The sequence below is a fragment of the Arcticibacterium sp. SM2516 genome, from assembly GCF_057914865.1.
The window spans coordinates 514563-526431 of sequence record NZ_CP195290.1; the positions used below are offsets into that span (position 1 = coordinate 514563).

Here is an 11869-nt window from a genome sequence, read left to right on the forward strand (position 1 = left end):
TATGAATTTCGAAATTTTAATAACCCTTATACTTAGAGAAAACCAGTTATAATTTTATGTCTCGACTTGAAGAAATCGAGTGGTTATTATGTTGAAAGATGGTATTGTTATTTGTCAATAGCATCCGCCAAAATGTGTTTTTCATAGGTAAGGGTTGAATAAGTACCCTAATTAATTAAAAAAATGCCACAATCCATTTTTTCTGAAGGTGATTTAACAAAATCTAAATGTTATACATAAAAAAAAGCAGCATAATATCATTATGCCGCTTTTTAGTATCAAGGTTTGAGAGGTCATTAATTACCTACTCATATACATATTTCTTTCTTTGTAAACGTCTAAGAAGAACTCATCCTTGAGGTCGTCAATGAAGTAAATCCCTTCACCAGTCGACTTCATCTCTGGCCCTAGTTCTTTATTTACATTCGGGAATTTATGGAAAGAGAATACCGGTATTTTTATGGCGTAACCTTTTTTGATAGGGTTAAACTTAATGTCTTTTACCTTTAATTCTCCTAGCATAACCTTGGTGGCGTAGTTCACATAAGGCTCTTGGTAAGCCTTGCAAATAAACGGTACCGTTCTAGAGGCTCTTGGATTGGCTTCAATGATATAAACGATTTCGTCTTTGATAGCAAACTGGATATTAATTAGTCCTTTGGTATCAAGGGCTATCGCAATTCTCTTTGTGTATTCCTCAATTTGATTCATGACGTTTTCGCTCAAATCAAAAGCTGGAAGTACGGCATAAGAATCTCCAGAGTGAATACCTGCAGGCTCAATATGCTCCATGATACCGATGATGTAAGCATCTTCACCATCACAAATAGCGTCAGCCTCTGCTTCTACGGCTCCTTCTAAAAAGTGGTCAAGTAGAATGTTATTATCTGGAATGTCACTTAATATTTTAACAACGTGCTGCTCTAGTTCCTGCTCGTTGATAACGATTTTCATGTTTTGACCTCCCAAAACATAAGACGGACGTACCAATAAAGGGAATCCAAGGTCTTTAGAAACCTCTACCGCTTTATCGGCTGTTCTAACGGTGGTGAATGGAGGGTAAGGAATACCAAGCTCCACCAGTTTCTCAGAGAACCGTCCTCTGTCTTCGGCCAAATCTAACGCTTCCCAAGAAGTACCAATAATCTTGATACCATAGTTTGTCATTTTTTCAGCCATCTTTAAAGCCGTTTGACCTCCAAGCTGCACAATTACGCCCTCAGGCTTCTCATGCTGAATGATGTCATAAACGTGCTCCCAGAAAACAGGCTCAAAGTATAATTTGTCAGAAATATCAGGGTCTGTAGATACGGTTTCAGGGTTACAGTTAATCATGATGGTTTCATAACCACACTCTTTGGCTGCTAAAACACCATGAACGCAAGAGTAATCAAACTCAATGCCTTGACCAATTCTATTCGGGCCAGAACCTATGACTAAAATTTTCTTTTTGTCGGAAACGATTGACTCATTATCAGGATTATCCTGAGTGACATTAAAAGTGCTGTAGTAATAAGGTGTTTGAGCCTCGAACTCTGCAGAACAAGTATCCACACATTTATAGGCTCTTTTAATTCCTAACTCATGTCTTTTGTTTGATACTTCACTTTCTAAGCAATGAAGTAAATGAGCTATTTGTCTGTCAGCGTATCCTTTTTGCTTTGCTTCTAGCAATAAATCAAAAGGTAATTCTGGCAGCTTGTAAACCTCAATCTTCCTTTCTAAATGAATAAGTTCTTCTATCTGATGTAAGAACCACTTATCTATTTTGGTAAGCTTCTGGATGGTATTAAAAGATAGTCCAGCTTTAAAAGCGTCGTATATATGGAAGAGTCTGTCCCAAGATGGGTGCTCTAAACTCTCTTTTAAAGCGGCTTGGTCTCTTAATTCTTTTCCGTCGGCACCAAGTCCGTTTCTTCTAATTTCAAGTGATTGACAAGCTTTCTGAAGAGCTTCTTGGAAGTTTCTACCAATACCCATGGCTTCACCCACGGCTTTCATTTGTAGTCCTAGCTTCCTGTCAGCTCCAGGGAATTTATCAAAATTCCATCTTGGAACCTTAACGATAACGTAGTCAATGGCTGGCTCAAAAAATGCTGAAGTGCTTCCTGTTATAGGATTGATAAGCTCATCTAAGTTATAGCCAATGGCTAATTTGGCAGCTATTTTAGCAATAGGATACCCCGTAGCTTTAGAAGCTAAGGCAGAAGAACGACTTACACGAGGGTTAATTTCTATACCTATAAGCTCGTCATTTTCTGGGCTCAAAGCAAACTGAACATTGCAACCTCCAGCAAACATCCCTATAGCATTCATCATTTTGATGGCCATGTCTCTCATGTGCTGATAGACTGTATCAGGAAGTGTCATAGCTGGAGCTACTGTGATGGAATCTCCAGTATGAACGCCCATGGCGTCAAAATTTTCTATGGTACAGATGATAATAATGTTACCAATATTATCTCTCAGTAACTCTAATTCGTATTCTTTCCATCCTAAAATAGATTGTTCTACCAATACTTCATGGGTAGGAGAGGCGTGCAAACCAGCGTTTAAGGCTTTGTCGAATTCTTCTGGAGAGTTTACAAATCCGCCACCAAAACCACCCATGGTAAAGGATGGTCTAATAACTAGGGGGAAACCTATTTCTTGAGCGATCTCTTTTCCTTCCAAAAATGACCTTGCCGTACGTCCTTTACAGACGTTAACGCCAATTTCCATCATTTTTAAACGGAACTTTTCACGGTCTTCAGTAGTCTCGATGGCGTCTATATCCACGCCAATCATTTCTACATTGTATTTTTCCCAGATACCTGCTTGGTCGCAGTCAATGGCCAGATTAAGGGCTGTTTGACCACCCATAGTCGGCAATACTGCATCAATGGGCTTGCCCATGGCTACATGCTTTTCTAGGATTTCCTTGATGTATTTTTTCTCAAGGGGTTTCAAATATACAAAATCCGCGTTGAGCGGATCTGTCATAATGGTAGCTGGATTTGAGTTGATTAATGAAACTTCAATACCCTCTTCTCTTAAAGAGCGGGCGGCTTGTGAGCCAGAGTAGTCAAATTCACAGGCTTGACCTATTATTATAGGGCCAGAGCCGATAATCAATACAGATCTCAGATTGGGATTTTTTGGCATTTTTTCAGGGAAGGAATTCCGATTTATTCATCGAAGCCCAAAGTTAATAGAGATTTTTGTTAGTTAATAAGATTGGATAGGTTTTTGTATAAAATTCATAGATAACATGGAAAATATTGTGAGATTAGTTGGACAATTCCAATTTGATTCCTTTCTTTTGTAACATTAATTCTATCCAAAGAATATGCTTTCTAAAAAAATAAATTTTCTTCTTATACTTATCTGTCTTTTTTCTTCTTTGTCGGTGCTTGCCCAAGGTGAAGTGTCTATTTTACCTGTGTACAATCCTTCACATCTGCAGATAAAAGTTACGGCCAATGGGAAGCCTTTAGGCAATGCCAAAACCATCAATATCAGTGATAGGAATATTGAGTTTAAAGCTTTTTCTGTGGGTAGAGATGCTGGTTCGGAATTAGTGATTCCAGAAATAGAAGTGAACTTAGTAAGAGGTGGCAGATTAATAGCATCAGAGATTATTGGAGAGAAAGGAAACATCAGTGCCATACTAGATTTAGCTCAAAACAATGATGTCGTAAGGTTTTTGGTGAATGGTGTCTATATTAAGAATGCTGTCCAGAAACTGGAATTGTATTCTTTAGGAACGGTAAACTTGCTTTACTCTATAGCTGCTAAGTAATATACCTTAGAATTTTGCGGGGTCTACAGGCTCTACCAAAACGACTTCTTCTTTATCTACGACTACCTGTCCGGCTAAAGAACCCTTTATTTTACGTACAAACTTTTTCGGTGTATACATTACCGGTACCATGGTATCGGTTTTTCGTTTTGAAAACCATGCCGCTAAGCTCGCGGCTCTTTCTATCACGTATATGGGTGTCTTTGTACCCGGTCTTTCCTTTATAATCACGTGAGATCCTGGCACATCTTTGGCGTGAAGCCATAAGTCGTTTTTGGTGGCATGCTTTAAAGTGAGCAGATCATTGTTTTTTGAATTTTTCCCAATTAAGATTTTATACCCATCCACTTCAAAGTTTTTGAAAAGCTCGTCTACGCCTTTGTCTTTCTTTTTCTTTTCAGAAAGGTCTTCTTTTTGAGCAAACTTCCTTAGGTCTCTTAAGGAAACTTCGTCTTCTAGGTTTTCAAGTTTGGCATGAAGCGAAGCGACCTCCTGAGTTCGTTCGGCAATATTCTTCTCTAAGAATTCAATCTCTATCTTCTCTTTTTTTGCTTTTCTGTAATAATTTTCGGCATTTTTTTGAGCAGATAAGTCTTTCTTTAGCTTTATGGTAATAGGGGCGTTAGAAACAAAATCTAGTAATTCAACACTGGTCGCCTTAGACGGAACCAAATGAAGGTTTGCCATTAATATATGCCCTATATCTTGATTGCTAGTCGCTAAAATGATTTGATCTAACCTTTCATTGGCTTGTTTGATATAGGTCTCGCAGCCCTTGATAGATTTCTGAACTTTCCTTTTCAGTTGGTTCTTTTCTGAGTCCAACTGGGTCACCTGCATTTTTTCTACGAAATATGCATTGGCCGCTTCTAGCGGATTGTCAAAAGTTTTTAAAACTTCACCTACTTCTATTAAAGAGAGATGCAATCGCTCATTGAGTTTGATGAGGTAAAACTGACCCAGATCTAAAACCTGGTTTATGTTTTGAATAAGCTCCCAGTTTTCTTCTAGATCATCGCCACTTTTTTCTTTGTATACTTTCTGAGGCAGTTTGCCCCAAGTAGGGTAGACTTTGAATACATCGCCTTCGGCATCTAGAAAATCTTGAAAGGAAACAACTTTTTCTTTGCTGAAATCGGAGAGTTGAAGTTCAAAATCTTGCTTCAGCGTATTGTTAAATAGCTGCGTCAGTTTTTCATTTTTAAATGCTAAGACGTTACACCTGTTTCCAAACATTTTAAAAACCAGGATTTTGTCCTGACTGAGGTACACGGCAAAGGCTCTTTCGTTTTCAAAAACTTGGACAGATAAAACCGTTTCATTGATAAAATCTTTAAAAAGGTCAATAGAGTTTCTTTTAGCTCTATGAAATACTTCTGTAAAATAAAGGCCACTGTGGCTAGGTAAAACGGAGCATTTGATGAAAAAATCACGCTCTGGATTTCCAAAACCAATCACCAGTTCATCTTTCTCTTGACTAAAACAAGATAGCATTTCCAGTCCTTCCAGTTTTTCATGAAGGGCAGGGACTAAATGTTTAAAGAAATGGTAATTACAGTGCATTGGTTTCTTTTAGAATTCCTTCTTTCATCGCGTATTTTGAGATTTTGATGGTGGTCAGTCCGAAATTTTGAATCAAATAGCGAATTAAACAAACTGCCACCACTATCATATCTACCCTTAATTCTATCATACCAGGAATGGCCATTCGCTCTTCCCTGTTTTTAGTGAGCAGTTGTTCGTAGATATCAATAAATGCCTCTAAAGGATAATCAAATCCTATTTGGTCTATTGGTGTGTTTTCGCCCGTTTGTTTAAAATGATGTATGCTATTTAGCGTATCATAGCTACCCGATGAACCCACCATTATTTTAGGAGAATATTGGTGAATGGCATTGGTAAGCGGCAATAGTTTCTCTCTAAGATAATCGTCCAGTTTATTGACGGCCGCAGGAGAAATGGGGTCTCTATCTATGAATAATTCCATCATTCTTTGTCCGCCTATTTCTAGACTTTTTTTCCAAAGTATGCCCTCTTCATTACAAAGGATGAATTCTACGCTTCCGCCTCCGATATCCACAATGAGGTTATTGTCTTTGATTGGCACCGCTTGACTTACCCCTTTATATATAAGCTCTGCTTCTCTGTCGCCAGAAATTACTTTAACAGAAATGTCAGTGCTTTCTTTTATTGCTTTTAATACTTCGGCTTGATTGCTGGCACTTCTTAAAGCGGAGGTACCAAAAGCGAAGATTTGATCTTGGTCAATCTCGAACTCCGTGATTTTTTCTTTGAATACGCTTAAAACAGCAATCCCCCTTTCAATTCCATCTGGGGTGATAATTCCTTTATTGATACCCCCCATGCCAATTTTGGCAGCCATCGAAGTTTTGAATAGGACCTTATCCTGCTGATCTACTATAAGTAAGTGGAACGTATTTGTTCCTAAATCTATAATTGCTCTTTTCATCGGATGCAAACTTAAGCTTTATCGGTCATGAATTTATGACCTAGCTAAATGCGAAATCTATATTTTTTATTAAAATGATATGTTCTTTCTTCTGGAAGTCTATGCCATCATGGCTTCAATGTCTTCTATTTCAATAGGTATGTCAGCTCCTAAATCGATATTTCCATCTGTTGTAATAAGAATGTCATTTTCCAATCGTATTCCTATGCCTTCATCCAAAATATAGATTCCGGGTTCGCAGGTAAACAGCATTCCCGCTTTGAATTCTACATCTACAGGCCCTACATCGTGTACATCTAAGCCAAGGTAATGAGAAACGCCATGAGGAAAGTATTTCTTGTATGCTGGTTTTTTGGGATCTTGGTCGTCTATTTCTTTATGGCTTAAAAGTCCGAGTTTAATCAACTCCTTTTCCATGAATTGAGCTGTTTCTTTTCTGAGTTTTGCCATGGTGTTTCCTGGCACGAGTCTTCCTTTGCTAAATTTGAAAACGTCTAAAACAGACTGGTAAACCTCTTTTTGTCTATCATTGAATTTGCCATTGACAGGAAAGCACCTCGTGATATCGGCGTTGTAATTGCCGTATTCGGCACCAAAATCAAGAAGGACCAAGTCGCCATCTTGACAGATTTCATTATTGCTGATATAATGCAGCACGCAAGCATTTTTACCCGAAGCCACTATAGGCTGAAAGGCATGCCCTCTAGATTTGTTGAGAAGGAATTGGTAGGTGAGTTCGGCTTCAAGTTCATACTCGGGAACACCTACACGTAGTTTCTTAGCAAAATGGTTTAGAGCATTTTTACTGATGTCAATGGCTTTTTTGATGTGTTCCAGCTCTTCTGGTTCTTTAATGCTGCGTAAATCCCAGAGTATAGGAGCGAGTTTCTTTGGCTTTTTTACTCCAAAAGCTTTTCTAATCCACTTGTTGAATTGTATGGTTTCTGTCACGAAGTCCTCATTTCTACCCGAATGCTTATTCGAATTCAAATAGATGTTGCAAGGCAGGTCAATGTTTTTGTCCAAGAATTTATCTATTTCATCAGACCATTTGACGGTGGTTATGCCGCTCCGTTCCTTGGCCTGCTTTTTAGATAATTTCTCCCCTTCCCAGATTTTAAGATGCTCATTGGTTTCACGAATAAAAAGGATCTCTCTGAACTTCTTTTTAGGATGGTCAGGGTAGAGTAGTAAATAGGTTTCTTCTTGGTCTATTCCTGTCAAATAAAACAAATCAGAGTTTTGCTTAAAACCCATGATGCCATCGGCATTGGTCGGAATAACATCGTTTGAGCACAAAAGAGCCATACTGTTTTTCTTAAGTCGCTCAACGAGCTTGGCTCTATTTTTACTGAAAAGGGTATTAGCAAGGGGTGTATAACGCATTAAATAAGTATTTGTCTTTTACCAAAGTACTTCTAAATTCTTGTATTTGGTAAAAAAGGAATCTTTTGAAATCATGGTCATTCTGTCTGTCAAGGCTTGAGTTATCATAATTCTATCAAAAGGATCTCTATGAATATTAACTAGATTCAATAAATGTTCAAAAGTGAGGGGAAGAATTTGAGTGTTATTTTTAACTAACATTTCACCAAAGTCTTTTCGTGATACTGCTAGTTTTATGGTGATTTACCAAAGGCATACCATGTTAAAGAAACAAGCATTTTCGCTGGTTACATTAGCATTTTTGGCTTCTCTGGACAAAAAAAACATTCCAGAGAGAAACCACTAAAGGCTCATTAAAATCATCAGAGATAGTGATTTTACCTTTCAAGACACCAAAAGAGCGTTCTTTGAATTTGGACTTTTCTCTGCTTTTGATTTAAGGAAGGCCATAAAGTCATGGAGTTCCATCTTTAAATGAGCAAGAAGTGCATTAACATTAGTAAAGAGGCTCCTGTGTATTCATAAACAAATATTTATAGTATAAGGTAGTCTTTTCAATTAAGAATTTTAATGGCTGTTTGTCTATAAACCACTATCCTCATTCACTCTTAAAACCATCAATCCTGAGTGTTTTTTTATTCTATTCAAGTATTCTTGCAGAGTTTCATCAGAAATCACCACTTTTTTATCTTCAGAAGAGGCATGCATAAAATGTAATTTATCGCCTTTCCAGTAAGCTAAACCTTCGTGGTTTACATCTAAACCTGCAATGGTAGACGTAAAAGCTATTATATCACCGTTTTTGATTTGGTTTTGCACCTTGGGTAAATTCTCTTTCTTGATTTCGTTAAACTGATACTTACTCACATTCTTTTCCATCAGTTTAATCTGAGCTAAAACCTTCTCATCCGTTTTAAAAGCGGGGTAAAATTGGCGGTGAGTGCCCATGAAATTTATAATTTTAGAATTTGGCTCACCTAGCTCTGGCGTCAAATCTGTTAGGACACCATTTTTTGCTGCAATTTTTGCCCATTCAAAGAAATAATGAATTCTGGAAGCATAACCGTCTACTTCTCCATCTCTATATCTTAAAAATTGAAGTTCTTCTTTGAGGGTTTCAACGTTCCTTTGAGGAGCTTCTGAAGTAAGGGCCAGTGCCAAAGCTGTCTCCACAAAAGTATAGCAGTCAAAGCCGTCTAATCTACATGTCAACTGTTCTTTTGGAGATTCTAAAGTGCCTCCTAAATAAGGTTTTCCTAAAAACTGTTTTCCTATTTCTATGAGTTTATCGGCCCTGGTTTGACTCCCAAGGTTAGACGTAACCTTTTCTACTAATTTATCATCGGCAGATTGAGCAAACACACAAGTGCTGAATAAAAGGAAAGTGATGAGTTTAATTGATTTCAATTGATGCTAAGTTTTATTAATTGTATAAGAAGAAAAGCACTAAAATATTGTGCAAATATACTTCAAAATTTAAAGGATTATGTTGGATATTGTTACTCTTAAGAATTAATAGATAGCTATCAAACATAGATTTTACATGCTATTTTCCCTGTACTTTTTTACCTTTGTGCCTTGTTTCGAAAACTGAGTTTAGAAACAGAAGTATAAAGGAAATTTAGAAAGGCATGATAAATGCCCAAACTGCTTGATTAGCAATGAGTAAAACAATGACGCTGGAGGTACTATCCAGTATAAAAGGTGCCCAATCCTCTGAGGCAGTTGAGAAACTGTTTGATGTAATAAAAGGAGCAAAGACCAATTTGACCAATTCTCTAACTATTGAAGGGGTGAATCTGGATAGCCTAAGAGAAGATAAGGTGATAGAAAGCTCGGAGTTGGAAAAAAGTTTAATCAAAGCAAATTTTCCAAAAAGCAAGAATGGTTATTTGGTAGTTTCTAAAGTGATAGAGGAGTAATATGGAATCAGAAATTTTAAAACTACACAATGCCCTTTTGAATAAGGAGATCAGTTGTACGGAATTGGTTAAAAGTAAGTTGGATTTGCTAGGTAAAAGCACCAATAATACTGCTAATTTTCTTTTGACAGACAAAGCATTGAAAAGTGCTGCTCTGGTAGATGATAAAATAACAAATGGTGAGCAGATAGGTCTTTTAGAAGGGATTCCTTTCGGAATAAAAGATGTTTACCTTTTGCAGGGAGAGCCCGCTTCTGCGAGTTCAGATTTTCTGAAGACTTATATCTCTCCTTATACCGCTACCGCGATTCAAAAATTATTGGATGCGGGTGCCATACCCATAGTGAAAGAAAACTGTGATAGTTTTGGCCATGGTAGTAGCACAGAGAATACGGTTTTTGGCTCTGCCAAAAACGCATTGGACGAAAAGAAAGTAGCAGGAGGCTCAAGTGGAGGAAGTGCTGTGAACGTAGCAAAGAGTTATACCGCTTTTTCTATTGGTGGAGATACCGGTGGGTCTATCCGTCAGCCAGCTGGATATAATAAGGTATATGGTTTAAAGCCAACTTACGGACGTATTTCTAGATACGGTTTAATGGCCTATGCTTCATCTACAGATACCGTAGGTCCAATCGCGAAGAGTTTAGAGGATATCAGAATTGTGTTGAACTTGTTGAGTGGGAAAGATTACCACGATCAAACCACACTAGAAACTACGCCAGTTTCTAAGGATACACTTGGAAATACAGCTAAGGCAAAAACACTAAAAGTTGGGTATTATAGAAACTTCATTCAAACAGAGGCCTTAGATGCAGGTATTAAAGCAGATTTTAAGGCTTTGATAGAAAAATTGAAATCTGATGGCGTTTCGGTAGTGGAATTGGATTTTTATGAGAGTGATACTTTGGTGTCTACTTATTATACGTTGGCCATGGCAGAAACGGCTTCCAATTTGGCAAGGTTAGATGGAACAAATTACGGAGACCGCAAAGAGGGGAGTAACTTGAAGGAGATTTACGCCCAAACACGTTCTGATAATTTTACGGAAGAAACCAAAAGAAGGATTGTGGGTGGTAATCAGGTATTATCTACGGGGCACTCTGAAGCTATATACCTTAAAGCAAGAGCCATTAGAAACGAGATTTCTAGCAAATTCTCATCGGATTTTGAGAACGTGGATATCATATTGTCACCAGTGACACCGCAGCCAACACCTCTTATTGGTGATAATTTAAAGGACCCATTGGCCATGTACCTTTCTGATGCATACACGGTAGGTTTTAGTTTGGGAGGCTTGCCAACGCTTACCGTACCGCATGGTACAGAAACCGGTCTTCAAATAACCGCAGATAAAAAGCGTGAAGATAAAGTTCTTCAGTTCGCTAATTACTTGAATGAGTTAAAGCTTAGTTGATGTTTTAATAGATAAGGACTCTCAATGGTTAAATGATAAAAGGAGTTAATGTTTCAAGGGATTAATGTTTTAATGATTCAATGATTTAATGCTCCAATGATAAAAGGGGTTAATGTTTTAATGATACAATGATTTAATGCTCCAATGATAAAAGGGGTTAATGTTTTAATGATTCAATGCTCCAATGTCTCAAGGGATTAATGTTTTAATGATAAAAGGTTTCAATGCTCCAATGATAAAAGTTCAGGGTTTTAATGATACAATGATTAAATGTTCTAATGATAAAAGGGGTTAATGTTTTAATGATACAATGATTCAATGCTCCAATAATAAGAGTTCAGGGTTTTAATGATACAATGATTCAATGTTCTAATGATACAATGATTCAATGTTCTAATGATAAAAGGGGTTATGGATTTAATGTTTCTGGGATAGAATTCATGAGGGACGCGATGTTTTAATTTAACCTTAAGTATGTATGAGTGAGAAAAGTATTTTTATAGAGAAGATGAAAACAAGGACAAAGAAATTTGCCGTTGATTTGATTTTTCTTTGTGATACTTTGAAAAAAAATAAAGCATCCTCTGTGATAACATACCAATTGATTAAATCTGCCACTTCTACAGGAGCTAATTATAGAGCAGCTTGTAGAGCGAGATCGAAAAAAGAGTTTTTTAGTAAAATCTGTATAGTGGAAGAAGAAGCGGATGAAACGGAATACTGGCTTGAAATCATTAAAGAAACGAACTTGTCAGACAGTAAAGAAGAGCTTGAAAGACTCTTGGTAGAAGCGAACGAAATATCTCGAATTATAACAAAAGCTAAAGACACAACTTACAATAATTAAAAGGTGAATTATTTAAGCATTGACGCATTAATTCATTGACATATTAGAA

10 protein-coding genes are annotated in these 11869 nt (G+C 37.2%); 4 read left to right on the top strand and 6 right to left on the bottom strand.

Translation table 11 applies throughout. From position 1 onward, the window contains the following. Nucleotides 1–300: 300 nt before the first annotated feature. Nucleotides 301–3144, bottom strand: coding sequence for a carbamoyl-phosphate synthase large subunit (gene carB / locus ACSBFT_RS02245; RefSeq protein ID WP_463047346.1), 2844 nt, complete (start codon nucleotides 3142–3144; stop codon nucleotides 301–303). Nucleotides 3145–3328: 184 nt separating this feature from the next. On the opposite strand from carB, the gene ACSBFT_RS02250 reads away from it, so the two are divergent. Next, nucleotides 3329–3781 (top strand): hypothetical protein, encoded by a 453-nt coding sequence (locus ACSBFT_RS02250; protein WP_463047347.1) that lies wholly within the window; start codon nucleotides 3329–3331, stop codon nucleotides 3779–3781. A 6-nt stretch (nucleotides 3782–3787) separates the two neighbouring features. Here the strand turns inward: ACSBFT_RS02250 and ACSBFT_RS02255 are convergent, their stop codons facing one another. From ACSBFT_RS02255 to ACSBFT_RS02275, 5 genes are all read right to left on the bottom strand, one after another. Beyond that, a complete protein-coding gene (locus ACSBFT_RS02255; protein ID WP_489603207.1) occupies nucleotides 3788–5344 on the bottom strand; it encodes an NFACT RNA binding domain-containing protein in 1557 nt (518 codons plus the stop codon). Next, nucleotides 5334–6251 carry a Ppx/GppA phosphatase family protein gene (locus ACSBFT_RS02260; protein WP_489603209.1) on the bottom strand — a complete coding sequence of 306 codons (918 nt, stop codon included), beginning with the start codon at nucleotides 6249–6251 and terminating at the stop codon, nucleotides 5334–5336. The genes ACSBFT_RS02255 and ACSBFT_RS02260 overlap by 11 nt, the downstream gene beginning before the upstream one ends. A gap of 99 nt (nucleotides 6252–6350) precedes the next feature. Beyond that, a complete protein-coding gene (locus ACSBFT_RS02265; protein WP_489603211.1) occupies nucleotides 6351–7637 on the bottom strand; it encodes an aminopeptidase P N-terminal domain-containing protein in 1287 nt (428 codons plus the stop codon). An 18-nt stretch (nucleotides 7638–7655) separates the two neighbouring features. Further along, entirely contained in the window at nucleotides 7656–7838 is a 183-nt protein-coding gene (locus ACSBFT_RS02270) for a PIN domain-containing protein (protein ID WP_489603212.1), read from the bottom strand. Between the two features lie 381 nt (nucleotides 7839–8219). Then, a complete protein-coding gene (locus ACSBFT_RS02275; protein ID WP_489603213.1) occupies nucleotides 8220–9044 on the bottom strand; it encodes an N-acetylmuramoyl-L-alanine amidase-like domain-containing protein in 825 nt (274 codons plus the stop codon). A 254-nt stretch (nucleotides 9045–9298) separates the two neighbouring features. Between ACSBFT_RS02275 and ACSBFT_RS02280 the strand changes: the two genes are divergently transcribed. The 3 genes from ACSBFT_RS02280 (at nucleotide 9299) to ACSBFT_RS02290 (ending at nucleotide 11820) form a co-directional block, all read left to right on the top strand. Beyond that, nucleotides 9299–9559, top strand: coding sequence for an Asp-tRNA(Asn)/Glu-tRNA(Gln) amidotransferase subunit GatC (locus ACSBFT_RS02280; RefSeq protein WP_463047354.1), 261 nt, complete (start codon nucleotides 9299–9301; stop codon nucleotides 9557–9559). A 1-nt stretch (nucleotide 9560) separates the two neighbouring features. Then, complete coding sequence (locus tag ACSBFT_RS02285) at nucleotides 9561–10973, top strand: amidase family protein (RefSeq protein WP_489603214.1); 1413 nt, start codon at nucleotides 9561–9563, stop codon at nucleotides 10971–10973. 508 nt (nucleotides 10974–11481) lie between these two features. Beyond that, a complete protein-coding gene (locus ACSBFT_RS02290) occupies nucleotides 11482–11820 on the top strand; it encodes a four helix bundle protein (protein WP_489603215.1) in 339 nt (112 codons plus the stop codon). Nucleotides 11821–11869: the final 49 nt, after the last annotated feature.

What these genes read in the sequence shown, in the direction of transcription:
- carB (WP_463047346.1), bottom strand. Translation starts at nt 3,144, where the DNA reads ATGCCAAAAAATCCCAATCTGAGATCTGTATTGATTATCGGCTCTGGC.
- ACSBFT_RS02250 (WP_463047347.1), top strand. Translation starts at nt 3,329, where the DNA reads ATGCTTTCTAAAAAAATAAATTTTCTTCTTATACTTATCTGTCTTTTT.
- ACSBFT_RS02255 (WP_489603207.1), bottom strand. Translation starts at nt 5,344, where the DNA reads ATGCACTGTAATTACCATTTCTTTAAACATTTAGTCCCTGCCCTTCAT.
- ACSBFT_RS02260 (WP_489603209.1), bottom strand. Translation starts at nt 6,251, where the DNA reads ATGAAAAGAGCAATTATAGATTTAGGAACAAATACGTTCCACTTACTT.
- ACSBFT_RS02265 (WP_489603211.1), bottom strand. Translation starts at nt 7,637, where the DNA reads ATGCGTTATACACCCCTTGCTAATACCCTTTTCAGTAAAAATAGAGCC.
- ACSBFT_RS02270 (WP_489603212.1), bottom strand. Translation starts at nt 7,838, where the DNA reads ATGTTAGTTAAAAATAACACTCAAATTCTTCCCCTCACTTTTGAACAT.
- ACSBFT_RS02280 (WP_463047354.1), top strand. Translation starts at nt 9,299, where the DNA reads ATGAGTAAAACAATGACGCTGGAGGTACTATCCAGTATAAAAGGTGCC.
- ACSBFT_RS02285 (WP_489603214.1), top strand. Translation starts at nt 9,561, where the DNA reads ATGGAATCAGAAATTTTAAAACTACACAATGCCCTTTTGAATAAGGAG.
- ACSBFT_RS02290 (WP_489603215.1), top strand. Translation starts at nt 11,482, where the DNA reads ATGAAAACAAGGACAAAGAAATTTGCCGTTGATTTGATTTTTCTTTGT.